The 23,055-nt window shown below is 69.1% G+C and carries 22 protein-coding genes and 2 pseudogenes; 14 read left to right on the top strand and 10 right to left on the bottom strand.

The window, feature by feature from the left end:
* Positions 1 to 11: 11 nt before the first annotated feature.
* From OHU74_RS01775 to OHU74_RS01750, 6 genes and pseudogenes are all read left to right on the top strand, one after another.
* Positions 12 to 1,013 carry an ABC transporter substrate-binding protein gene (locus tag OHU74_RS01775; RefSeq protein ID WP_371614215.1) on the top strand — a complete coding sequence of 334 codons (1,002 nt, stop codon included), beginning with the start codon at positions 12 to 14 and terminating at the stop codon, positions 1,011 to 1,013.
* Positions 1,014 to 1,076: 63 nt separating this feature from the next.
* Positions 1,077 to 2,186, top strand: a complete 1,110-nt coding sequence (locus OHU74_RS01770; protein WP_371614214.1) for an aryl-sulfate sulfotransferase — start codon at positions 1,077 to 1,079, stop codon at positions 2,184 to 2,186.
* 948 nt (positions 2,187 to 3,134) lie between these two features.
* Positions 3,135 to 3,494, top strand: a pseudogene (locus OHU74_RS01765) (glycoside hydrolase domain-containing protein); the annotation flags it as partial.
* 60 nt (positions 3,495 to 3,554) lie between these two features.
* Entirely contained in the window at positions 3,555 to 4,484 is a 930-nt protein-coding gene (locus tag OHU74_RS01760) for a discoidin domain-containing protein (protein ID WP_371619531.1), read from the top strand.
* 165 nt (positions 4,485 to 4,649) lie between these two features.
* On the top strand, positions 4,650 to 5,267 hold the full coding sequence (locus OHU74_RS01755) for a hypothetical protein (protein WP_371614213.1): 618 nt from the start codon (positions 4,650 to 4,652) through the stop codon (positions 5,265 to 5,267).
* Positions 5,268 to 5,405: 138 nt separating this feature from the next.
* A complete protein-coding gene (locus OHU74_RS01750; protein ID WP_371614212.1) occupies positions 5,406 to 6,179 on the top strand; it encodes a class I SAM-dependent methyltransferase in 774 nt (257 codons plus the stop codon).
* 995 nt (positions 6,180 to 7,174) lie between these two features.
* Here OHU74_RS01750 and OHU74_RS01745 read toward each other — a convergent pair.
* The 3 genes and pseudogenes from OHU74_RS01745 to OHU74_RS01735 all read right to left on the bottom strand — a co-directional run.
* A pseudogene (locus OHU74_RS01745) lies at positions 7,175 to 7,348 on the bottom strand (transposase); the annotation flags it as partial.
* 156 nt (positions 7,349 to 7,504) lie between these two features.
* Positions 7,505 to 10,429, bottom strand: coding sequence for a hypothetical protein (locus OHU74_RS01740; RefSeq protein WP_371614211.1), 2,925 nt, complete (start codon positions 10,427 to 10,429; stop codon positions 7,505 to 7,507).
* Between the two features lie 390 nt (positions 10,430 to 10,819).
* Positions 10,820 to 11,020 (bottom strand): hypothetical protein, encoded by a 201-nt coding sequence (locus tag OHU74_RS01735; RefSeq protein ID WP_371614210.1) that lies wholly within the window; start codon positions 11,018 to 11,020, stop codon positions 10,820 to 10,822.
* A gap of 97 nt (positions 11,021 to 11,117) precedes the next feature.
* Here OHU74_RS01735 and OHU74_RS01730 point away from each other — a divergent pair, with 97 nt between their 5' ends.
* From OHU74_RS01730 to OHU74_RS01720, 3 genes are all read left to right on the top strand, one after another.
* Positions 11,118 to 11,273, top strand: coding sequence for a hypothetical protein (locus OHU74_RS01730; protein ID WP_371614209.1), 156 nt, complete (start codon positions 11,118 to 11,120; stop codon positions 11,271 to 11,273).
* 14 nt (positions 11,274 to 11,287) lie between these two features.
* A complete protein-coding gene (locus tag OHU74_RS01725) occupies positions 11,288 to 11,680 on the top strand; it encodes a hypothetical protein (RefSeq protein ID WP_371614208.1) in 393 nt (130 codons plus the stop codon).
* Positions 11,681 to 12,578: 898 nt separating this feature from the next.
* A complete protein-coding gene (locus OHU74_RS01720; protein ID WP_371614207.1) occupies positions 12,579 to 12,932 on the top strand; it encodes a hypothetical protein in 354 nt (117 codons plus the stop codon).
* A gap of 116 nt (positions 12,933 to 13,048) precedes the next feature.
* Here OHU74_RS01720 and OHU74_RS01715 read toward each other — a convergent pair whose 3' ends face one another.
* Together OHU74_RS01715 and OHU74_RS01710 are read right to left on the bottom strand one after the other, a co-directional pair.
* Positions 13,049 to 13,567, bottom strand: a complete 519-nt coding sequence (locus tag OHU74_RS01715) for a hypothetical protein (RefSeq protein ID WP_371614206.1) — start codon at positions 13,565 to 13,567, stop codon at positions 13,049 to 13,051.
* 497 nt (positions 13,568 to 14,064) lie between these two features.
* Positions 14,065 to 14,538: a hypothetical protein gene (locus OHU74_RS01710; protein WP_371614205.1), complete on the bottom strand. Its 474-nt coding sequence runs from the start codon at positions 14,536 to 14,538 to the stop codon at positions 14,065 to 14,067.
* 450 nt (positions 14,539 to 14,988) lie between these two features.
* Between OHU74_RS01710 and OHU74_RS01705 the strand changes: the two genes are divergently transcribed.
* Positions 14,989 to 15,519: a hypothetical protein gene (locus OHU74_RS01705; RefSeq protein ID WP_371614204.1), complete on the top strand. Its 531-nt coding sequence runs from the start codon at positions 14,989 to 14,991 to the stop codon at positions 15,517 to 15,519.
* Positions 15,520 to 15,906: 387 nt separating this feature from the next.
* The gene (locus OHU74_RS01700; RefSeq protein ID WP_371614203.1) at positions 15,907 to 16,155 is read left to right on the top strand and encodes a hypothetical protein; all 249 of its coding nucleotides are present in this window, start codon (positions 15,907 to 15,909) and stop codon (positions 16,153 to 16,155) included.
* 204 nt (positions 16,156 to 16,359) lie between these two features.
* Here OHU74_RS01700 and OHU74_RS01695 read toward each other — a convergent pair whose 3' ends face one another.
* The gene (locus tag OHU74_RS01695) at positions 16,360 to 17,139 is read right to left on the bottom strand and encodes a TIGR04222 domain-containing membrane protein (RefSeq protein ID WP_371614202.1); all 780 of its coding nucleotides are present in this window, start codon (positions 17,137 to 17,139) and stop codon (positions 16,360 to 16,362) included.
* A 387-nt stretch (positions 17,140 to 17,526) separates the two neighbouring features.
* Between OHU74_RS01695 and OHU74_RS01690 the strand changes: the two genes are divergently transcribed.
* Positions 17,527 to 17,907 (top strand): DUF6355 family natural product biosynthesis protein, encoded by a 381-nt coding sequence (locus tag OHU74_RS01690; protein ID WP_371614201.1) that lies wholly within the window; start codon positions 17,527 to 17,529, stop codon positions 17,905 to 17,907.
* An 86-nt stretch (positions 17,908 to 17,993) separates the two neighbouring features.
* Here OHU74_RS01690 and OHU74_RS01685 read toward each other — a convergent pair whose 3' ends face one another.
* Positions 17,994 to 18,824 (bottom strand): hypothetical protein, encoded by an 831-nt coding sequence (locus OHU74_RS01685; protein ID WP_371614200.1) that lies wholly within the window; start codon positions 18,822 to 18,824, stop codon positions 17,994 to 17,996.
* Positions 18,825 to 18,903: 79 nt separating this feature from the next.
* Positions 18,904 to 20,277 (bottom strand): Fic family protein, encoded by a 1,374-nt coding sequence (locus OHU74_RS01680; RefSeq protein ID WP_371614199.1) that lies wholly within the window; start codon positions 20,275 to 20,277, stop codon positions 18,904 to 18,906.
* Between the two features lie 419 nt (positions 20,278 to 20,696).
* Between OHU74_RS01680 and OHU74_RS01675 the strand changes: the two genes are divergently transcribed.
* Together OHU74_RS01675 and OHU74_RS01670 are read left to right on the top strand one after the other, a co-directional pair.
* Complete coding sequence (locus tag OHU74_RS01675) at positions 20,697 to 21,212, top strand: RNA polymerase sigma factor (protein ID WP_371614198.1); 516 nt, start codon at positions 20,697 to 20,699, stop codon at positions 21,210 to 21,212.
* Positions 21,209 to 22,060 carry a sigma-70 family RNA polymerase sigma factor gene (locus tag OHU74_RS01670; RefSeq protein WP_371614197.1) on the top strand — a complete coding sequence of 284 codons (852 nt, stop codon included), beginning with the start codon at positions 21,209 to 21,211 and terminating at the stop codon, positions 22,058 to 22,060. The genes OHU74_RS01675 and OHU74_RS01670 overlap by 4 nt, the downstream gene beginning before the upstream one ends.
* Here OHU74_RS01670 and OHU74_RS01665 read toward each other — a convergent pair.
* Both OHU74_RS01665 and OHU74_RS01660 read right to left on the bottom strand, forming a co-directional pair.
* Positions 22,011 to 22,427, bottom strand: a complete 417-nt coding sequence (locus OHU74_RS01665) for a hypothetical protein (RefSeq protein WP_371614196.1) — start codon at positions 22,425 to 22,427, stop codon at positions 22,011 to 22,013. The two genes, OHU74_RS01670 and OHU74_RS01665, sit on opposite strands and share 50 nt — an antisense overlap.
* 398 nt (positions 22,428 to 22,825) lie before the next feature.
* Complete coding sequence (locus OHU74_RS01660; RefSeq protein WP_371614195.1) at positions 22,826 to 23,038, bottom strand: hypothetical protein; 213 nt, start codon at positions 23,036 to 23,038, stop codon at positions 22,826 to 22,828.
* Positions 23,039 to 23,055: the final 17 nt, after the last annotated feature.

Below are 23,055 nucleotides of genomic sequence, written 5' to 3'. Positions count from 1 at the left end.
ACCCCCCTCACATGCTCAGACCCCGTGCAGCGGCCGCACTGTTGACGGCAGCCCTGCTCTGCGCACTCACCTCGGCCTGCAGTGCCGGATCCGGCTCCGGTTCCGCGGCCGGCGCTCGCCCAGCCGTTTCCCTCGCGGCCAGCGACTACCTCGGCGGGGCGCCCGTCTACGTCGCCCAGGAGCACGGGCTGTGGTCCGCCGAGGGCATCGAAGCCACCGTGACCACCCAGCCCACGGGCAGGGACTCACTGAACGCCGTACTCGGCGGTCAGGCACAGCTCGGCGTCGTGGGTGACCTGCCTGCGGTGACGGCCGCGCTGGGCGGGCGCGAGCTACGGATCGTCGCCGACCTGTCCCGGTTCGACGACTGGCGCCTGCTGACCCGGACCGACCGGCAGATCACCGACTTCGCCGCGCTGAAGGGCCGCAAGGTCGGCGTCCCGCAAGGCACGAACGTCGAGTACGCGCTGTCGCGGATGCTCGCCTCCGCACAGCTGACGGCCGCAGACGTGACCGTGGTCAACCTCGCCCCGAACCAAGTGACTTCGGCGCTAGCCCGGGGGGACGTGGACGCCGGCGTCACCTTCCCCAGCTTCTACGGCGCCGCCCGCACGACCCTCGGTGACCGCTACGCCGAGCTCCGCTTCACCGGCTACACGGCACGGACCCTGCTCGTCGCCGGCCCGAAGGCAACCGAGGCGACCACCACGGCCGTCCTGCGGGCGCTGCTGAAGGCGCAGCGCGAGATCGCGGCCGACCCGACGGCCGCGCGGAAGGCCGTACTGGCCCAGTCCAAGGGCGCGCTCCAGGCCGACCACGTGGACGCCTTCCAGCCCCGCTACGGCTACGGCGCGACCCTTTCGCCCGAGCTGCTGAGCCAGTTGGAGCAGGAGGCCGCCTGGGCCAAGGCCACCCAGAGCCTGCCGGGCGCCCTCGACAGGGCCGCGCTGCTGCGGTACCTGCAGGCCGAGCCCCTCACGGCCGTCGACCCCGCCGCCGTCACCGTCCACTGACCTCACGAACCGATCAGACCGACCGCACCCACCGAGCACGACCAACACCTTACGGAGATCCCCATGACCGTCGACCAGAACACGCTGCGCCGCCGAGGCGTCGGCCTGATCGCCCATGACCCCGTCCGCAGTTACGGCGGCCTCACCCTCTACACACCCATCACCAGCTCAGGCGAGATCCACCTCGTCGACATCGAGGGCCGTCCGGTCCACACCTGGAGCTCCCCGCACCCGCCCGGCCGTCAGGCGCAGCTCCTCCCCGGCGGCAACCTCTTCTACGCGGCCAAGGACACCAGCAGCCCGACCCTCTTCCCCATCTGGGACGTCTACCACGGCGGCATCTTCCAGGAGCTGGCCCCGGACTCCACGGTCCTGCGCGAGGTCCGGCACCCCTTCCACCACCACGACGCCTCCCTCCTGCGCAACGGCAACCTCATCGTCACCGTCGTCGAACCGCTCGACCCGGCCGACGCGGCCCGTATCCGGGGCGGCATCCCCGGCTCGGAGGCCCCGGGCGGGGTGATCTACGGGGACGTGGTGTACGAGCTGACCTGGGATGGCGAGCAGGTGTGGCGCTGGGCCGCGATCGAACACCTCGACCCCGAGGAATTCCCGCTCAACGCCCACTTCGCGCGTGAGCACTGGCCGATGGCCAACACCGTCAACGAACGCGCCGACGGCTCGATCGTCGTGGGCTTCCGCAGCGCGTCCTCCACCGTGGCCATCGACCGCACCGACGGTTCGGTGGTGTGGCACATCGGCCCCGACGTCCTGGCGCAGCAGCACCATCCGCACGAGCTGGCGGGCGGGAACATCCTGGTCTTCGACAACGGCACCTACCGCGACACCACGTCCGTACCGTATTCGCGGGTGCTGGAGCTCGACCCGAGCACGGGCAAGGAGGTGTGGTCGTACGAGGACAACCCGCCACAGAACTTCTACAGCCCCTACATGTCCAGCGCGCAACGGCTCCCCAACGGCAATACCTTCATCGCCGAGGGCTCCTTCGGACGGCTCTTCGAGGTCACCCCCGCCGGTGACGTGGTCTGGGAGTTCGTGGTCCCGCAGTTCCGGTCCTTCGGGGAGGGTGTCGGCCTGGAATCCTCGGCCGGCGCCCAGAACTCCGTCTTCCGCGCCTACCGGTACTCCGCCGACCAGTTCCCCTGGCTATGAGGCGACGCCCCGGCTCATGAGCGCCGCCGATCCGCCGGCGGGGGCACGTGACCTGGGTGAGCAGGATTCCGCTGAGCCCCGTCTGCTTCTGGGAGGTCGACGGGGTCCAGTTCCGCCGGATCGTGAGCGTCGGCCGTCATGACCGAACGAGACGTCATCCTCAACGAACTCGCCCAGGGCCTGCGCCCGATGTCGCAGGGCATCGACTGGTTCGACACACACGGCCCGCAGGAACAGAACGGCGCCGCGCACGCTTCTGCTCCGGCGGATGCGGTCACTGGTGGCACGGCCTGGCCCGGGTGCAACTGGCCGGTGATGACGGGTGACGACGGGCTCGGCCCCGCCCCGTGCCTCGTCGGCACCCCAGCGGCCGACCAACGCGGTGACGCTGTTCGCGGCGCGCAACGAGGTCCTCCGTACGGGTGTACGACGCCGAGGTGCCCCCGGCGAACCGCTCGACGTTCCGGATGAACAACTGGTTCACCTCGGTCGGCTGGGACTACAACTGGACGTCCTCGTCCATACCCGACCAGTACGGGATCGCGGACTACTCGCCCGAGTGGTGGACGCTCATGGGGAACTTCGCGAAGAACTACGCCGAGCACCGCAACAACGTCATCTACGCCGACTTCACTGCCCTCTCCATCCCCGACACCAAGCTCGTGGACGGCCCCGCGCTGAAGGCGCACCTCGACTCCAAGTGCCTGGACGCGGGACCGGCCTGCACGCCCGGCCGCCGGTGGAGCGACGTGTTCTACATGAGCGCGGTCGACGAGCCCTACGCCGCCGACAAGGCCCAGACCGACGCCGCGCTCTGGCTCTACGAGCGCTACCACGCGTACTTCCCCCAGGGGCAGTCGAACCAGGCCCACCACCAGGTCGTTTCCGCCCTGGACGACGCGCTCGGCACGATCACGCCGAACATACAACAACGACTACGACTACGACTACGACTACGACGAGCACGCCGGCTACTACCAGAGCAGGCGCCTCGCCGGCAAGGACCTCTGGCTCTACTACTGCACCGTCCCGCGGGACCGGCACATCAACCGGTTCATCAGCTACCCGCTGTCGGACTCCCGTCTGACGCCGTGGATGGTCTCGGCGGTGGGCGGCAACGGATTCCTGCACTGGGGCTGGAACATCTGGACGCAGCCGGAGGGCAACCCGGTGACGCGCTACGACCACGTCGACACCTTCAACGGCTCGACCAACGGAGACCCGTTCCTGGTGCGCCCGAACAAGGCCGCCCTGGACGTCTACGACAGCATGCGCAGCGAGGCCCTGCTGGCAGGCATCCAGGACTACGAGCTGCTGACCCAACTCGCCGCGACGAAGCCGGTCCTGGCCCGGGCGCTGACCTCCTCCGTGATCACGAACACCACCGAGACCACCACCTCGGGCGCGGAGCTCGACAGCGACACCGCCGCCAACTGGGACACGGTCTCCGCGGTGCCCGGCCGCGCCTACGGGGACGTCGCCGCCTCCGTGGACGTCAGCATCACCGGGGTCAACGCAGACGGCGGGGAAACCAACTGGGCGGGCCTGACCGTCCACACCCAGAACCCCACCGACCGGCAGGCCGGCTACCTGGTGGGCCTGCGCAACAACGGCGAGGTCTTCGTCGACCGCAGCGCCGCCACCATCGCCAAGGCGAAGGTGCCCGGGTACACCGCCGGCCAGACGGTCATCCTGAGGGCCGTCACCCGCGGCTCCACCCTCAAGGTGTACGCCGGATCGACGGAGCTGATCTCCCTCACCGACGCGAGCTACCCGGTCGGCAACGTCGGTCTCGCCACCGGCGCGGCGAGCGCCTGGTTCGACAACGTACGCCTCAACCCGGGCACCAACCCCGTCGAGGGCGCCGCTGTCACCGCCTCCAGCAGCTACGAGAACGACGGCTGGAGCAAGAACGCCCTGACCGACGGCCGGCGCTCCCTGCCCACCGGCACCAACGGCTGGAGCAGCATCGACAACCTGTCCGTCGACCACACCGAGTCCGTGACGGCGGGCCTCGGCGCCGCGCGCCGGATCAGCCGCCTGGACCTCTTCGGCCGGGCCGACGGCGCCAACACCGGGCTCGGCTTCCCGGTCGACTTCACCGTCCAGGTGTCGTCCGACAACGCCACCTGGACCACCGTCGCCGACAAGCACGACTACCCGCGCCCCGGCGCAGGAGCCCAGACCTTCCCATTCACGCCGACCACGGCCCGCTACGTGAAGGTCACCGGCACCAAACTGAGCGCCGACCAGTTCGGCGACCGCTACATGCAACTCGGCGAGATCGCCGTCGGCTGACCCGAACATCCGCGTCCCAGCGGCCGGCCACCACCGCGTTGCCATCGGCCCCTGCCCTCCGTATCGACCGGATACGGAGGGCAGGGGAGGGCAGGGGAGGGGCCCCGGCTTCGTCCAGGCCCTGCGCCTGCCACGGTCCAATCCCGGCTGTGACAGGGTGCTTGCATGTCCAACCCCATCGCGTACCCGGTCTTCCGCACCCCCGACCCCGTACTGGCCCTGCGCGTGGCGCGTCAGCTTGCGGCAGTGGGTGACGAGCAGTACGCGGAGGTGTCCGTGGACATCGAGCTCTGCACCGTCCCGGAAGTGCTGCGGATACGCGAGGCGCTGCCGGATGCCTGGTTCTGCAAAGAGGACGTCGAGGACTGGGCGCGGGACCCTTCCGACCCGACGGGCCTGCACGCTGGTGTCCACGCGCCCGAGCTCTCCACTGATCCGGACTTCCTCTCCTCGCACCTGCCGCTCTGGGCGTCGATGCTGGACCAGCCCCTCGGCAGCATCGAGGCCGAGTTCACCGCCCTGGTGGGCCCGAACTTCGGCGAGATCCAGTGGCGGAGCCTGCTCTGGCCCGACGTACCGGACCACGGAATCGCCGGCGAAGCCAACAACGCCCGGGTCTCACTGCTGTTCAACAGCCGCGTCCAGGGCTTCGCAGAGCGCTCCGACGACCACACCGTGCTCGTCCACGTACGCCGCAGGAACCACGACGGCTCCGAGGAACGCCACGCTGCCTGGCTGGCGGAACAGATCGGCCGGTCCATCATCGGCCCACCCCAGTGGTAACCCCCTGATCGCGCCCAGCCTCCCCAAACCGATCACATGACCGAGCCGCCATCGTGTCGGCGCATCAGCACGCGGCTGACGCCCGAGCCGAGACGACGTGCGGCGGTTGGCGGATCATGTGACTACTAGGCTGCGACGATGGAACGCTTAACCGACCTGCCAGAAGTTCTCGCCCAGCCCGCAGACCCGGCTCTGGCGAACGACTACGACAGTTTCGCCGAGGCCTACTCGGTGGAGAACGAGAACAGTCTGGTGAACTCGTACTACGAGCGGCCCGCGATGCTGGCCCTCGCAGGAGACGTGGCCGGCCGTCAGGTCCTGGACGCCGGTTGCGGCTCGGGCCCGCTGTCCGCCGCGCTACGTGACCGCGGCGCGGTCGTCACCGGCATAGACGCCAGCGCCAGGATGCTGGCGTTGGCGAGACGGCGGCTGGGCGATGACGTCGCCCTGTACGCGGTCGACCTGAACGACCCCCTGCCGTTCGACGATGATGCGTTCGACGACGTGGTCGCGTCGCTGGTCCTGCACTACCTCGAGGACTGGGGGCCGGCACTGGCCGAGTTGCGGCGCGTGATCAGGCCCGGCGGCCGACTGATTGCGTCGGTGGACCACCCTTTCGTGGCCTACACGATCAAGGATCCCCGGCCCGACTACTTCACTACCACCAGCTATACCTTCGACTGGACATTCAACGGGCAGTCCGCCCCGATGAGGTTCTGGCGCAAGCCACTGCACGCGATGACCGAGGCCTTCACCACCGCCGGCTTCCGCCTTTCCGTCATCAGCGAGCCGCAACCAGACCCAGCCGCCCGTGAGCTGTTCCCCGACGACTTCCACACCCTTTCGACCAAACCCTGCTTCCTCTTCTTCATCCTTGAAGTACCACCCTTGGCTGCGGGCTCGGGCCAGTAGCTCTTCGGAGGATCACGGGCGGAGCCAGAGTCGGATCGAACCATTCCGACTTCTCTGCCGCTCCGTTGTGGGCCGTCAGAGAGGATGGGTCTCGCGCCCAAGAAAAGTGTGTGAACGACGCCGACATTCCCCGCCTCCAGCGTCAAGGAAGGGGTCATGGGGACGGCGGAGCTGCGCCGTCGTCCCCATGGGGACGACACACCTTCCCGGGCCCCCGATAGCCAGCCAGCCGAGGTTCAGGATCGGGGCGGGCCGAGTTCTTGTGGTGCGAGAGGGCCGGACTCGCCCATCTCCCGTGCCAGGCGGCCGTACCCGCGCAGCGTGGGTACGGCACGGCAGGAGCGGAACGGGACGGAGGCTTTCACCCGGCCCACCGAATGGTTCGAACTCGACGAGTGCCGAGATGACCGAACGCGGGTTGTCGACGCCAGCGGTCGAGCGGATCGTCCGGAACCACAGCACCCGCCCGGTGTCCGGGCGCCCCGTGGCGCCGACCCGGACCAGTAGGCCCGTGCTGCCGTCGTCGGCGCCAACATCTGGTTGGAGGAGCAGGCTGTGGTCCGCCGGAACCTGTTCGCCCGGCTTCAGCAGGCCATGGAGATCCAGGACATCGAGCAGGTGCGCCCGTTGTTGGTGACCGCGAACGCCACCGCGAGTCATGACCGCACCGAGGAGGAGACCGCCATCACTGAGGCGGGCGAACACCTCGCTGCCGATGCGCAGGAACGGCACGAGGAGATCATCGCGGCCGAGCAGCAGCCGAACAGGCCAGGCGGGCGGCCGATCGCGTACGAGCGTTGCTCTCGGCTCTTCGCCGGCCTCCAACCGGGCTCCGGTCTCAGCGGCGTGACTGGATTCGGGCTTCGGCGCGGAAGCTGCTGCTCGCGGCGGAGCAGGCGGACAGCATGCTCAGCGCCCGCGGGCGGGAGCACATCGAGTCGTGGAAGACGCGTTGCGAAGCCGGTAGTGATCACGGTCGAAGCGTGTTGGTCTACTGCCTCGGCTGCCTCGGCATTGACGATTGGCTCCCGCGTTCCGTCCGGCGACCAGCGGTGATGCCGTCCATAAACGGTCTTCCAGGAGCCGTGACGTTCCGGCAGGTCACGCCACGGGACCGCGGGCCGGACCCGGAACAAAACCCCGTTGATCACCCTGCGGTGATCGCTCCAGGTGTGCCGGTCGCCAGGTGTCCAGACAAGGTCGGGGCTGCGCGGGCCGCCGTAGACGGCGTCGAAGGCGTGCCGGATGGCTGGCTGTCGGTGAGGGGGGCCTCGGGCCCGTGGTCGGTGGGGAGCTGACCACGGGCCCGAGGCGGAGGGGCGGGCTCAGAGGCGGAAGGGGTTTCCTCCCTCGGCGGCGATGATGTACCAGGCGGTGGCGCCCGTGTGCAGGGCGGAGTAGTAGATGTCGCCCTCGCCGGTGGTGAGGCCGTCGTTGGAGGCGGCGACCAGTCCGCTGCCGTCGGCGTTGGGCGCCTGGGACTGGGCCAGTTGCAAGGTGTTCAGGAGTGTCGTGGCCTTGGCGGTGTCGCCGGGGGCCTTGCGCGCCTGGTAGGCGGCGAGGAGGTGGGCGGTGCCTTCGAACCACACCTTGGAGGTGTCCGTCCGGCTGAAGCTGACGCCGGTGAACGGTCCGTCGGTGGCGGCGAGGTTCGTGGCGGCCCAGTCGACGGAGGTTGCGTAGGCGGGGTTGAGGGTGGCCAGGTAGCTCCAGGTCTGGATGTCCTCGGGCACGGTGTCGCGGTTCTGTGTGACGCCGTCCAGGCCGGTGCCAGTCCACAGCCGGCCGTCGTCGGCCTGCATGCTCGCGACGAACGCGAAGGCGTTGTCCGAGCGGCTCTTCCACGTCTGGTCGCCGCCGGCCGCGGCGAGCATGGCGAAGAACGCGCCGGTGTCGATGTTGTGCTCGGTGGCCTTCCACCGGATGGGGATCATCTCGGCGCCGGTCTGGTCGTCGTTGCGCATGCCGCCGGTGTAGCCGCCGACGCCGCGGTCGTCGGCGGCGTTCGCCTGGATCCACTCCGCGATCCTGGTCGCGCCGTCCAGGAACCGGTGCTCACCAGTGGCCTTGTACAGCCGGGTGAAGGCCATTCCGGCCCAGGCCATGTTGCCGGTGTAGACGGAGAACCCGCCCACGTAGGGGTTGCCCGTGGCGGTCACGAACGGTTCTGGTTCGTAGGAGGCGCGCAGGCGGCCGTCCGGGACGATGTCGTGGGCCTGCGCGTACAGCAGGGTGTCGCCCAGCGCGATGGCGCGGCTGATGTCGTCGCCGGAGCGGCGTTGCAGGAACGCGGTGATGACCAGGGCGTTGTCGTAGGTGAACGAGGCCTGGTAGCCGGTGGGGCCGAACTCGGTCCCGGGGGAGAAGTGCCCGCCCGTGTAGCTCTGCGGCACCCGCAGGGTCGCGTTGGAGCCGTAGCGGTCCACCGCCTGGCCCAGGAAGGAGTCCGCGCGACTGACCGAGCTGTCCCCGTTGGGAACGGTCACGTGTCCCATGATCGGGAGGAAGCCGTAGGAGTTGTAGCGCCACCTCGTGGCGAGCGAGTTGACCGCTTCCAGAGCGAGGTAGGTGGCGCCTGCGTAGGAGATCGCGGTGTTGGCCAGGAAGAAGCCGTCCGTGGTCCGTATCTGCAGGTCGTCGTACTCCCATGCCTGGGTCTTGCTGCCGTTGACGCACGGCTGACCGTTCGCGATCGCCTTGTAGAGCCCGCCGCCCGTCGGGGCGACGCTGCGGGTCAGGCAGTCGCCGGTGCTGTTGTCGACGATGTGGGATCCACCGGTGATGCCCGAAGGCTCGATTCGCCAGTGTTCGGCAGGAGGGGGCTGGGCGTCGTCCCGCAGTGAGCCCTCACTGATCGATCCGCTGCCGTCGGTGCCCTCGGCAAGGGAGTGCTGGGTCGCGGTGTCGGTGAAGGTGATGTCGCTGAGGTTCGGGAACCCGTTGGTCTCCCAGTAACGCAGGTCGACGGGCTCCCGTTCCCAGTTGACGGGAGGCGCGTTGTTGTACGCGAGCAGCGTGGTGACGCCGCCGCTGGTGAGGGTCATCCCGTCGGCGTTGGTCAGGGCGTGGGTGGTGGGGTTGTAGTTCCAGAGCTGGCTGTTGGCGGGCGCGGCCGCGCAGTCCTTCTGTACGACGCGGTAGGCCGGGGTGAGGGCCAGGACCCCGATGTCCAGGCACTTGTTGGCGTTGACGTTGACCAGCTGGGAGTAGACCCGGCCGTCCATGTCGAAGAGCCGGATGGCCTGCCAGACCTGCCCCAGGGTGTGCGTCCACTGGGACTGCTCGACGGCCGCGTCGATGTCGCGCGATCCGCCGGCCGTTCCGAGCGTCGGAGTTCTTATCTGATACTCGTCGTTGGACGGGGCCCGGAAGCGGTAGGTGAACCCTTGCTCGGCCTGGGCCTGGAACGGAGTGTTGAACTGCACGGGATAGTGGTCGGAGCCCTGGACGGCGATGCGTGTCGCGCCGAATCCGGCCGCCGGCTGGGAACTGGTGACCGCGTAGTCGAGTTCGCTGTTGCGCTGGTTCACCCGGAGGCCCGGGTGCGTGATCTCGTTGCTGCGGCGAAGGTTCCCGTACTGGGGAATCCAGGTGCCCGTTTGGAGGTCGAAGTTGAAGTCGCCGGCGACCGCCCACTCCCCGCCCGGCCCCGTTCCGTTACGGGTGTTGTCGTTGACCGCGGCGATTGCCAGGTCCCGGTCGTTCCCGCCCCCCGACCAGGCGTGGATGCTGTAGTAGACGTCGGCCCCGATCCGCACTCCGATCATGGGGCGGGGCAGGGAGCCGTTGCTCGTGGTGTCGGGCTGGATGACGACCGGTTGCGGCGTCTGTCCGTTGAGCCGCGAATTGCGCACCATGATGCCGACGTTGACGCGTCCGGGTACCCCTGCGGCTCCGTTGCTGTCGGTGATGGCCCAGAAGAGCGAGTAGAATTCACCGCCGATCTCGATGAGGTTCTCATTGACGTCGACCGTGTTATGGACAACGGTATTGGTGAGCCGGTTCGTATAGTCTGCTCGGATTGCTTGCGTGGAGACGGATGTCCCGCTGGGGGCGCTTCCGATTTCCTGGAGAGCCATCACGGCATTGCGGTCGTTGAACGTTCCCGGCGTCCTGAACAGGCCGGGGACCATCTCGGTCCATTTTCTACCGCCGTCGGCGCCCTGCATGTTCCAGGTGCCGAATCTCAGGTTGTTTACTGACGCATTGGCCGGTGGTGCTGCCACGACGACGTGTATGAGTGCGAGCACCAGCGCCATGGCGCAGCCGTAGGCAGCGGCGCGGTAGGAGCGTGGTATTCGCGATGGATCAGCCGACAAGTTGTATCCCCCTTGGTCTGATTATTTAGCAAAGTCAATTCTGCGGGCGCTATCGCGCTCGGGGCCATCAGCCCTCGCTTCGCATGAAGAGGGGCTGATAGTGCCACAGATCGGAGAGGTGGAGATAAATCCCCTGGGGTCGCGGGGCTTCGCGAAAAGTCCGCAGATATCCGTTTCATGATCATCTGGGCCTGAGGGGCCTGAGGGGCCTGAGGGGCCTGAGGGGCTGGAGGGTCGGGGCTGGGCCCGGGCGTCGCGACGGAGCCCCGCCGCGGTGTTGGTGACTCCCGCCGGCTTCAGGTCGCCGATGGCGAGGTTTCGTCAGGCGGCCTTGGGGCGGGGCGCGTTGCCGGTCCACGGGTGGGAGGCGTACCTCGGCGAAGGCGGCGTCTCGCACGCGGTGCAGGCCTCGGTCTTCATGTGATCCTCAACGAGGACGGCGGGTCGGGCGAGGGCGACCTGCTCGCCTCTCAGGCCGGTGACGGCGTAGACGGTCGCGGCGGCGGTACTGCCGCGGTCCATCCCTCGTGCGCGGGGGAGCAGAGGCCGTAAGGCGGCGGCTCGTAAGCTCATAGCGCGTGCCGCCGAACTTCTGCCTCACGAGGGCTTCGAAGCGCCCGTGAAGGACTGCGCGGCCACGATCGCCGTGAGCTTCACCGAGCCCGTCGCCGCCCGGGAAATCCCGCAGCCGGCCCCGGATTGCCAGCTCGACCGCTGGGACTTCTCCGACCTGCTCGCCGACTTCGACACGCGCCTGACCACCGCTCATGCCTGAGCAAGGAGATGAAGTTGACCAGTGAAACCAAGCACCGCCGACGGCCCGACGGCCCCGTGCTACTTCAAAAGGCCGGGATCTTCACGCAGGGCCTCCAGCTCACCTTTGAGCCCGCGGGGTACGAAGAGCCCGTGAGGACTGCCGTGATCGTGTGGCTGAGGAACAACCCCAGTGCGACTCGAGCGACTGTGAACCTTCCTCCGGAGGAGGAAGCGTGGCCCGGCGGCAACAGGAGGCTGTGGCTGTGCTGGGAGTACGACGGACAGGACTGGTCGGCAGGCCGGACCAGGCTCGCCATCGCAGAAGCGGCCGGATACCCCCTGCCGGAGACCGGGTTCACCGGCTGGGATTTCTGGCGCCTTCCCGACGGCCGGATAGTCTCCGCCGCCTACGACGAACTCCGCTGACAGCAGCTCAGTAGCTCAGCAGTCCCGCGGAATTCGTACCCGAGCAGCCGGCCGAGCGGGACTGGACGATGTCCGACCTCCTCGCCCACCTCGACGCCGAGCTCGCCGCCTGACGAATATCCCACCACCCCGGCCGGTGTACGGCCGGCCGGGGCCCCAAAGAGGTCCACATGCGCAGCAAGCGGCGCACGATCCGAAACGGGCAGCGCCCCACAAGCCCGACCGGGGGTACTCGATTTCCAGCAGGTCCAAACCTTGTTGGCGATGACCGCGTCCCTGGAGTGCTCCGCCCATGGCGCAAGAGCCCGTTGTGGCCCGGCGGGTGGCGCGACAGTCGGATCCCGCAGCCGTCTGGCACGTCAAGTCCGCGCCGTGGTGTGGGCGGGCGGCCCGGCGGAGGCTTGCCGTCCCCTCTTCCGGCCATCCCGATCGTGGGGGTTCCCCGCCGGAACCGGAGCTTCGGCATGGCCCGGAGGGGCTCCGTCCGTTGCCGCATGCCGTCGCGCCGATCCGTTCCGGTCAGGCCGCCTACCGTCGTACCGACCGTGCCGTTGGCGCGTGCGGTGACCTGGTCGGGCCGGACCTGCTGCCGTCTCGGAGGGCCCGGCCGAGGAGGCATCTCGAGGTCCCTCCGGGGAGGTTCCGGATCGGCTGTGCGCAGCTCCGCCATCCGGGCCGGGTCCACCGGGCCGACGGCCGATGGGCCGTTCCCGGGGGCGGACGCGGATCCGGACAACGTTCCTCGTTCCTCTCCTACAGGGCCCGTGCCCCGACGTAGGTTCTGTCCCTGCAACCACCCAGTAGGACGTCGAACCCTGTGTCCGGCCATCAGAAGAGGCCGGGCGAAGGGTTCCTTCGGCCTGCCGACGGGCCGCAACAGCACAACGAAAGGGAGTACATGAACAAGCGCGCATTTGCCTTCGTCGCCTCGTCCGTGATCGTGGCGTCCGCCTTCGCGGTCCCGGCCGCGAGCGCGGCTACCACTGGTGCCTCCGGCTGCTGGAGCTCCTCGGTCAGCCGCTCCGAGGGCCACGGCTGGGCCCAGGTCTGCGACTCCGGCAACGGGTCCAGCGTCACGGGCTGGGTCACCGACGACAAGGCCGACGGCCGCTGTCCTTGGATCCGGTTCAACACGACCAGCGGCTACAGCGCCGGCAGCCCGCGCGTCGGCCCCAAGGGCACCACCAAGAACTTCAGCCTCTCCACCTCCTCCCGAATCACCGGCTTCGAGATCCTCTACGACAACTGCTGACGGTGCGGGCGACCGGCTCCGGGCTAGTACCCGGGGCCGGATCGGCCTGTTCCCGTCCCGGGATCGCCGTGAGCGCCGGTGTGCTCCTCACGGATGGTGCGGAGGATGGGGGCATCTCAGCATCCCCGCACACGCGGGGAGCAGATGGCGACGGTGGCCATGTACGTCTGCGCTTCGGGTTCATACCCGGTCGCCTCAATGGACCGCTCGGCGGACGCGTTCGGTGCCTGCGCGACGGACTTCGCCCCTTTCTCGCGCCAACACGGGCCGACCGTCGGCGTCGGCGGCGGCCCGGCTCGGTCCCCGCGTTCCGACAGGAGGGGTCCGGCGCTGCGGAAGCACAGCACACCCCCGAAGTCCTCGTGCACGAAGAGCTCTGAGGGAAGCAGCATCGGATCACGGTGCTCGAACAACTCCGGACGTCGACCGAAGAGCAGGTAGGCCTCACGCAGCGCGGTAGGGAGCGACAGGCCCAGCCGGCCCTCGACCTGCTTGAGCTGGTCCTCACCGACGCCGTCACCATCGGTCAAGGGCGCGTGCCACCCAGCCGCGAAGGCCCGGATGAAGTCCCATGCCTCCGAACGGTCCGATATGCCGTCGTGCACTGCCTCAGCTGCATCGAAGTCGCCCACCATGCGGCGGACCGTACCCGTTCCGCAGATGCGCCGGGAAACGATCACATCCTCCCCGGGAAGGGATCTTGTAGGGGTGTCGTTGCCCTGCTGGCCAGCGGTACTCGTGAACCGCCCGTCACGGCCTCACTGGAGGTCCGGCTGGCGAATGCCGTAGGCAGCGACGTGCTGTCCGTGGCCGTCACTGGCGCCTGGTCCTGCGCGCTGCGCCTGCGGATCGACACCCTCATGTCCGCTCTCGCCTCCGACGTCGAACCCTGAGACTACGGTTGGACTCCCGCCAGGCAGCCTGCGCGCCAAGGCCGAGCTGCCTCCGCTCCCGCGCATCTGACTCGGCAGCAGGGTGCAGCTGCCTGTGGGGCCCGCGGGCGAGGATGTAGTCGCCTCTGCCCGCTGGAGCGACGGCGTACGGCTCGCGTTCGGGCACAGGTTTGGGTCTATGAGGACGATGCTGCGCGCCGGACGGTGGGACGCCGCTCGGGGACGGCGGCCGCCCTCGATCAGCGGTGGTTGGGGCTCAGCCGCGTGGCGGCCGCGGCGATGAAGGCGGCGGATGCTTCCTTGGCCTCGTGCCTCCGGGCGTCCAGCTCGGTCCGGTCGGTGGCCTTGCGCAGTTCGTACGTGGCGTCCGCGGCATGCTGGGCGGGGCCGGCCAGCTCGGGGAACAGGACCTGAAGGCGGATGTGGGGCGCGGTGATGGCCGCCCGGGTGTCGTGGGACCGCGTCTGGGCCTCCAGCTGGTGCTCGGTGCCCGCCTCGGTCAGGGCCAGCCGTTCCCGGTGGAACATCGCCGAGCGGTGCGCGTCCAGGGCCGCCGCGAAGTCGGTCACGGCGCCGAGCTGGTCCTGGCGGTGGCCGTCGGCGCGCTCCTCGGCGCGTGCGGAACGTGCCGAACGGTGCTGGAGGAGTCCGGCGGTCAGGGCACCGGCGAGGGTACCGAGTACGGCAACGATCGAAGGCCATACGGACATCATCTTTGGGTCCTCTCGGGGAGTCGGGGAGTCGGTTTCGGTGGCGGGGCCGACGGACAGCGAGGTACGCGGCGGCGCGCTTTCGGTGGCGGGGTGCCCCCTGCGGCGCTCCGGACCCAGCCTGGCAGTCATGTTTATGGCTAGGGCAGATGTGAAGGGTCCGGAGCCATGATCACTTGCTCTGGGCCGAGCCGACCAGGCCACGGGGCGGCCGGAGGCAAGTACCCGTGCTGCTCCCCGGAACTCCGCCACATTTTTCAGGTCTCTGACGGAGTATTTCCAGCGTTGACCATCAACCGGCGCCGCCAGTAAATGGCCACCGATCTCCGTACCTGACGCTCGGATCGGTCGGTAGGCTACGAGCCGGGGAGCATGATCAACGCTGGGCCGGACTTGCCCTTCACCCCGGAGGTGCCGACGGCCGACCCGCCCGGGGTTGAGGGAGGAGAACCGGTGAAGGGTACGAGCTCCCGCGTCATCCGCATCGCTTCCGCAGCGGCGACGTCCCTGCTGGCCCTGTCGGCCACCGCCTGTGGTGGCAGCAACAGCGGCTCGCCGAAGGACCGTAGCGGAGGGCCGGTCTGGGTAGAGGGCCAAGGTGCCACCGAGGCAGCAGGGTTCATGCGCGTCCAGACGCCGGCCGGCGCCACCGAGGTCAAGGGGGCCCTACGACATGGCTTCCAGGACACCACCTACCTGGTCGCCTTCATCGCACCCACGGCCGACGCCGAAGCGTTCATCGCCGACCTGCGCCCGGAAGAACCCCTGCGGGCCAACACCCCGCGCGACCCCAAGACGTACACGACCGTCACCCCGTGGTCCCACCTCGGACTACCGGAACCGGAAACCGAGCAGAAGGTTCGCACCGCCTCGGTGTGCCCGCCCTGCATCCAGGACGAGCGCAGGTCCACGGTCCAGTCCGTCACCATCTTCGTCCAAGACGTCGGCGACGGCCGTGCACGGGTCTACCTGAAAGCGTTCTGAGGTCCCCCGCAGCAAGACGGGCAGGGAGGTGTGCGGGTACGCGGCCAGGGTGCCCGGCCTCGCGCAGGGCCCCGGCCGAGACGGGCTTCGCCCACGCGGCTTCGGCGAGCCCGGCATGTAAGGGCGTGAGCCACTGCGATGCCGTTTCGCGCCGGAGAGTGCCGGGGGAGGAAGCGGGGTCCCGGGGGCTGCGAAGCCCAATGCAGTTGCTTTTGGTGTGCCGCCGCATGAGCTTGGTGCCACGCCCGCGCGTACTCAGGGCGTATGACGGCGCCCATTAAGGACGAGATCCGCGAAAGAGCAGCTACCGCTGTGAACGCTCATCGGGTGCAGTACGACGAGGCGCAGATGCTGGTCTCGGACAGGGTCCTTGTCTAGGCCCGCACCATGAACGACAGGATCAGCGTCCTCTACGGGTTGCTGCGACGTATCGATGGCGGCGTCGCCCGGCCAGACGACACCATCGAGCAGGCCAGGCGTCAGATGAAGGACCTGTGGCCCCACCTGAGGTCCATGAGGGAGGCCATGCGCGTGGACCTCGGTGTAAGCGGCACGACAAATAGATCGATCATTGAGGCGTCCAATCGACGCCCGCCGACTGCGAGGAGGGCGGTCTCGGGGGCAAGGACGACCTGAGTCGGGTCTCCTCGCCCGCCGGTTGATCTGGGCCTTCTTCGCCGGGTATGAGGGCAGTTGAAACACGGTGGGCCACCCGCACCCGCACCCGCACCCACCGCCGAGGCCTGAGACACATCCAACTCCGACCCGTCCTCATCGACGGATGTCCGGCTGGCACCGACCTCTCACGCACCCCACTGCCTTTGCTTCAGCAGCGCCCTCTCAGAGGCTGCCGTCACCAGAAAGGGCGCTGTGGCCGTACGAGTTGCCCTCGGTTCGTGCGACGGTTTCCCGGGCGGCACGGTCACCGAGCAGACCGGCGCAGACGGCGAACTCAGGCACCAGCAGACGCAGTGCCCGGCGCCCGTGAAGCGCGACAAGGAGTCCGATCTCCTCGGGCCCGGCCGGGGTGTCACCGGGAAGGGGATGCAGGCGGCGCATCTCTCGCAGCAGTCGGTGCCCGGCCAGTGTCCGCACCGGGGCGGACAGGACGGCGAGCGACAGCACGGCGAGCGACAGCACGGCCAGGGGCAGACCCGCCCAGGGGGATTCCTGCACCGCGACGGCTACAGCCGTACTGCCTGTCGCAAGGGCCAGCAGTCCAGCCGCTGCCAGTCGGGCTCGGCCGCATCGCAGGCCACGCTCGGCCAGTTCGGCACGCACCTCCTCCCGAGCCCGCCATACCGCCGGAGCGACGGCGGCATCAGCCAGCGATATCTCCCGGCCCAACACCGTCCACGCGGCTCGGTTCAGCACCGTCACGTTACGTCCGGGGGTGGTGTGCACCACCCGCCGCAGCCGGCCGGACCGGCCGACTTCGATCGCTTCCGCAAGGTGGAGCTCTACGACAGCCACTGTCAGCGCGGCCTTCGAACCACCCCGCACTCCGGCGACATCGACCGCCGTCAGGCCGCCCGCGCGCCCTCTGGGGGGCAACCACCGCAACAGCCCCGCACCGACAAGCCCGACCACCACGCACACGACACCGATCGATCCCACCATGTACCCCCGCCAAACGGACGGCAGACCCCCCCGCGGCCCACCTCCAGAACAATGACACGGCCGGACGACCGCCGCCCAGCAATCAGACCCCCCACTCCGTTCGTACTGCTCACCGCCGGCGAACCGCAGGGGTCGCCGCCTGTCACCACCGACATCACGACGAAAACCTCAGTAACGGCTCGCCTCGCGGCCGGCCGCTGATCAACCAGTGATCGGAGCGGGCAGAAGCAAGCCTTCGGGCGGGTTGTCGAGCACCCCTGAGGTGGCCTGCTGGCCTTCGGCCTTTCGGCCGTACCGAAAGGCACGGCCGAAAGACGCTCGTCTATTCGAGGGGCTTTGTCTGACATCCCTTTTCCAGAACACGTGGTGCCCGATATCCATGGCGACATGACCTTCCTGAGGGCAAGACTCCGCACAACAGCCGCCGTCGCAGCCGCGCTGGCCATCGGCGGCCTGGCATGGGTGCCGACCTCCGCCAGCGCGGGAACGGCCCCAGCCCCGGTCACCCGGACGATCTCCGAGGCCGGTAGGACGACCTCCCTCGCGGGCTGCGGCTGGAACGAGGGCAGGGGCAGTGAGCGGGCCTACTACGAGCACTGCGCCACCGATACAAACGTATGGATCCAGGTCAAGCGGTGGCCCCGGTCCAACTACCACCGCTGCGTCGGACCCGGCCGAACCAACCTGGACTCCGACGCCACCGGCGCCTGGTACGACAGCAACTACCAGGGCGGCCTCTGCTCCCACCCAGGAGATACCGGGTCCTGACGGTTGAATTGATCCCGCCGCCTTGGACGCCGCTTCCCGCACGCCGGTCACTGAGGTGATCCGCAGTGCTGTGACCAGCCCGGGGGTCAGATCGCGGTGGGGATGTGGCGTGTTGCTGCGACCTGGGCCATCGTCCGGAGTTTCGCGAAGTAGGAGGCGCAGTACTCCGAGTTGATCAGGGGGGCGATCTTGTCGAGGTCGGCGATGCATGCCCAGAGGAGGGCAATGCCGTTGTCGTCGAGTCCGCCGTTCAGTTCGGTGTGGACGAGGCCGGCGACGTCGGCGTCCAGGAGGATCAGTTCCACGCCTTCGATGTCCACGCCGCGGAAGCTGTCGGGATACAGCGCGCGCCGGTGTTCCGCCCAGAGCCGGGTGAGTCGGTCTTCGGGCTGAGCTGCAGCGCCCGTGTCGATGGCTGTCCCGGCTTTCGCTTCTGCCGCAGGCGGTGGGCGAAGGAGCAGGGAAACGGTGTCGAAGACGGCACGCACCATCTCGATGGCCTCGAGCGGGCTGTAGGCAGCACTGGTGATGGCGCCCTGTGCGAGCTCTTCGCGCAGCCGTTGGCCGCGGTCGATTCGGGCGGTGAGTTCGGCCGGTATGAGCCCTGTGTCGGTGGCTTGCTCGATCAGGTCCTGGAGCGGCTTGCGGAGGGCAAGGCGCTCGGTGAGGACGTGCTCCAGGGCGAACAGGGAGTGCGTGACGGCGACGGTGGCGAACTCGTACCGGTAGTAGGAGTGCCGGATGAGCTCGCGGGAGGTTTCCATCGTGCTCATGACGTACATCGACGCGCCGGCTGGCAGGACCAGGTCGGCGACCAGGGCGTGCATGCCCTCGTAGTCGGGAACGACGTCGCGGGCACGCGGGTCCAGTACGGGCACAGGGAGCGGGCCGGGCAGCGGCGGCGGCAGGGGGTTCACCGGCGCAGTCTTGTCGCCCGAAGGCCGTCGGTGCCATCGGATTTGCCCGGGGCGGGTGGTGACTCGCCACCTATGTCGTCTACGGGCACCGGGTCGCTGTGCCGTGTCGAGTTTCCGCGAGGTGGCTGTCGATGTACCGGGTGAGGATCAATGCGTCTGCGGGCTCGTCGGCCTGGAAGGTGACGCGGCGCAGCAGGCTGACCCCGTCGAGCGCCACGCCCTCGCGGGCGAGGACGAAGACGAGGGTGAGGAAAGCGGACCTGGCGTTGCCGTCGTCGAAGGGGTGGAAGAAGCAGACGTCGAGATAGGCGCGGGCGGCGCGGGCGGTGAGGGGCAGGGGCCTGGGTGCGTCCTTCGCGCTCTCGGCCAGGCAGGCGTCGAGGCGGGCTCGGGTGTCCGGGCCGATGCCGTAGCGTTCCCGGCCTGCCTTGGCGAAGGCCGGCTGGTCGCGGAACGGCGGGGGCTGCGGTGTGCCGAGGACGTGGTGCTGCCAGCGCTGGAGCAGTTCGAAGTCGAGGGAGGCTCCGCGTGCCGCGTCGGCTCGCAGCAGTTCCAGGGCGGCGAGCAGACCGTTGGCGCGGTCCGGGTCCAGGGCGCCGTCGAAGGTGCGGATGTCCTCCGCGGCGCCGTCGCACGCCGGGGTCACCGGTCCGTCGCCGCCGCCGTCGGGGGCCTCCTGCCAGGACACGGTCTCGCGCACCTCGAGCCATCGCTCGAGGTGGTCCGGTGTGGGCCCGGTGGAAGGTGTGCCGCCGTCGGCCGGCCGGAGCGACAGCGCGAGCCGTTCAGCGACGTCGTCGACCGTTTCCGGCTCGGGGGCGATCCAGCTGTGGAACCGGCCGCCGATCGCCCGCTCGACCAGATCCTCGGCGAGCTCGGGTGCGACGTCCCAGCGGCTGAGGAACCAGGTGAGCACCTGACGGCAGTGTCCGTACCAGCCGCTGCCGCAGCCGGTGCGGTCGGTCACCTGGAGGATCAGGTTGCGGGCGGCGTGCTCCCACAGGGTCCGCTGGTCCGCTACGTCGGCGAGTGCCAGCGGGTACTCCTCGAACCAGCCGGCGAGACTCTCCAGCCACTCACGCCACTCGCACAGCGCCGCAGTGACACGGCCGAGGGTCTCCTCCGGGGTGGTGATGGAGTCCTTTGGGCAGCACCAGTTCCCGACGGGTCCTCCGTCGAAGTCGCCTTCGTCGTGGGCCCAGCGCCAGCCCACGGTCCAGCGACCGTAGTGCTCGGCGAGGGCCTGCGACATGGCGTCCGCCCAGGGCTTGCCCTCGCTCCAGCTCCAGTCGTTCGTCGCCGGGTCGCCTTCGGGGCCCTCGGGGCGGCTGGGCACCCGCTGGGCGGGCCCGAGGGACCTCACCACCTGCGACGCCGAAGCACTGTCGAAGGTATGACGGGCGGGATCCACATCGGCCCAGGTCAGAAAGAGGGGTGCCAGCTCGACAATCACGGCGCAAGCCTGCATGTCTGCCTGGCTGGGGTTCAAGCGGATTACCACGCCGTCGGGGCAGCGGGGCTGACCCCATCGCGCAGCACTGCCTAGACGTTTCCGGCGCCTCTGCACTCAAGAAGGAAGGAACTGCCGGCGCAGGTGGATGAGGGGTGTCATCGTGTCAATCTGGTTGTGGTGGGCCGTAGTTGCCGGGCCGACCGGGCTCGGTGCGCTGTGCGTGGGCGCGTTCGCCTACGGGCACCGGGAGCGGGTACGTGTGAGAGCTGTGGTGTCCGTTGTGCGCGAATTGGGTACTGGGGGTCATGTGCGGTACCGGTCCGCGGATGGACAAGGGCAGGCGGCTACCGAGTGGGAGCTGTTGATCCCGCCGTCCCAGGCTCCTGCGATCCCTTCATCCGATTCCTGCGGGGAGCGTGGTGAGCCCACCTGAGCAGCAGTCGTCGGTCGAGCGGTTCGAGGATCTGTACCGCGCCCACGCTCGCAAGGTCCTGGCTTCCGCCGCGACGGTCTCGCTCGAGTTCGCCGGCGACGCGACCCAGCATGCCTTCGAGGAGGCATGGAAACGTATGTCGCGCCCTGGCGGGCCACCGGTGGACAACTGGGCCGGGTGGCTGCGCCGGACGGCCATCCGCCGCGTGGTCGAGGAGTGCCGTCAGGCCGAGAGGGGCAGCCCATTGGAAGGGGTGGATCCGCCTGCGACAGGACTGCTGTCCGAGGACTGGGCGGTGATCAGGCAGTCGTTCAAGGGCACCCTGCAGCAGATCGCCGCTCTGCCCGATCGGCAGCGTCAGGCCTTGGGACTGTGTTTCCTGGCCGGATTCACCACTCAGGAGACAGCAGAGATCATGGAGGTGACAGTGAGCACGGTACGCAATCTGGTCAGCCAGGCCCGCCGTTCCCTCCACCAGACCGACGGAGAGGGGCGGCCATGACCGGCCCCACCGGCCCCACCAACCCCACCGACCCGGCACGGACGGCGTCCGATGCCGATCCGGCTGTTCTGTCCCACGACCCCGAATCCGACCCTGAGCTCCGTCTCTTGCTCGAAGAAGCCGTGGACCAGGCCGACCAGGCCATCGGGCCCTTCTTCGACGTGGAGGCAGGACTCGACCGACTTCGTTCCCGGATCCCCGAGCAGCTGACCCCACCGCACCCGCAGGACCGCAGCAGCACGGCCCAGGCGATGTTCGGTGAGCTGCGCAGGCTGCCCGACGGTGCGCCGAAGAAGGCCGAACTGCGCAACCAGCTCGTCCGGATGCACCTGCCCCTGGTCGATCACCTGGCGCGGCGCTTCCGCAACCGCGGCGAACCGCTCGACGACCTCACCGAGATCGCCACGATGGGCCTGATCAAGTCGGTGGACCGGTTCGACCCGGAGCGGGGCATCGAGTTCTCGACGTACGCCGTCCCGACCGTCGTAGGCGAGATAAAGCGCCACCTCCGCGACAAGAGCTGGGCGGTACGCGTCCCGAGGCGGCTCCAGGAGCGGCGGCTGACACTGACCAGGGCGACGGTGGAACTCTCACAGCAGCACGGGCGCCCACCCACCGTGCACGAGCTGGCGGAGCAGCTCGGCATCTCGGAGGCAGAGGTCCTTGAGGGCCTGGACGCGGCGAACGCCTACCCCGCGCTGCGTCTGGAGCCGCCGGACACCGATGACGCCTCCTCGGCAGCGGACACGCTCGGGGCGGAGGACGAGGTGTCGGAGAGTGCCGAGTTCCGCGAGTCCCTCAAACCACTCCTGGCGGAGCTGAACCAGAAGCTCCTGGTGGAGGAGTAGAAGGCCGTGCTCCGTTCCGCAGGTGGGTCAGGGAGATGTCGCGCACCCGTACGACCGCCTCCGGCGCGATGCGGGCCAGGACCGGCAGGGCATGGTGCCAGCCGTCGCCCTCCAGGGCCTGCCGTACGAACCGGGCCGCGGCCCGGTCGTCGCCAGGGGTCTGTGGGGAGGCGGCGAGCGCGAGGGCGCGGATCGTGTGGATCAGCGGGTCCGCATCCACCGGGTTCCTGAAGGCGGTCACGCGGACCGGCACCCGGGCCAGGTACCCCGCGACGGCCGTGAACGCGACCGCGCGGTGCGACGGGATCGCCAGCCGGTCGGCGACTCGCCACGCCCCGGTGGTATCGCCGAGCAGCGCATGGAGCACCGTGTGCCCGGCCGTCGGCGGGTGTTCTGGAGTGTGGGCCCAGCCAGCCCGCGAGGTCGGCCGACGGCGACGAGCAGGCGTTCGCGCTCCTCGTCGACGAGCGCCGCCGCCCTGGCCGGCTCGTATGTGGCGATCCCCTCGGGAACGGCGATCCGGGGGATCACCTGCTGGCAGAAGGGACGGCGTCCTGGACGCCGTTCACCAGGCTTCCATCACGGGGACCACAGGGAGTCTTGGGCGAGAGGACAACAACCCCTGCCAGGGCCAGCATCACGGCCCAGTTCGCATTGGGGTGCCCGAGTAGCACTGATGACGCAGACGCTGATCACGCAGCCTCTCCCGGCTACGCTCGCGCAGGAGCGCCCCGCGGCGCGTGGCTGTGGGGCGCCTTGTGGGGTTCAGTCGACTTGCTCCCCGTCGTACATACCGCCCTTGCAGTAATTGCCCGCGTCGTTGACCGCGGCCGTTCCGCCGCCCTGCTTGCACTCAGAAGGGGTGACGACGGATGGGGCACTCTGTGCGGCGGCGGTGGCGGTGGCGGCACCTGTGAGGCCGAGTCCGGCGAGGGCTACCGTGGCGATGACGGCAGCGATAATTCGTCGAATGCGCATGTGGTTCCCCTTTCACG

It is taken from the genome of Streptomyces sp. NBC_00454, assembly GCF_041434015.1.
Lineage (GTDB): Bacteria > Actinomycetota > Actinomycetes > Streptomycetales > Streptomycetaceae > Streptomyces.
The sequence above is the reverse complement of the archived record's forward strand: the minus strand, read 5'-3'. Positions and strand labels throughout refer to the sequence as shown.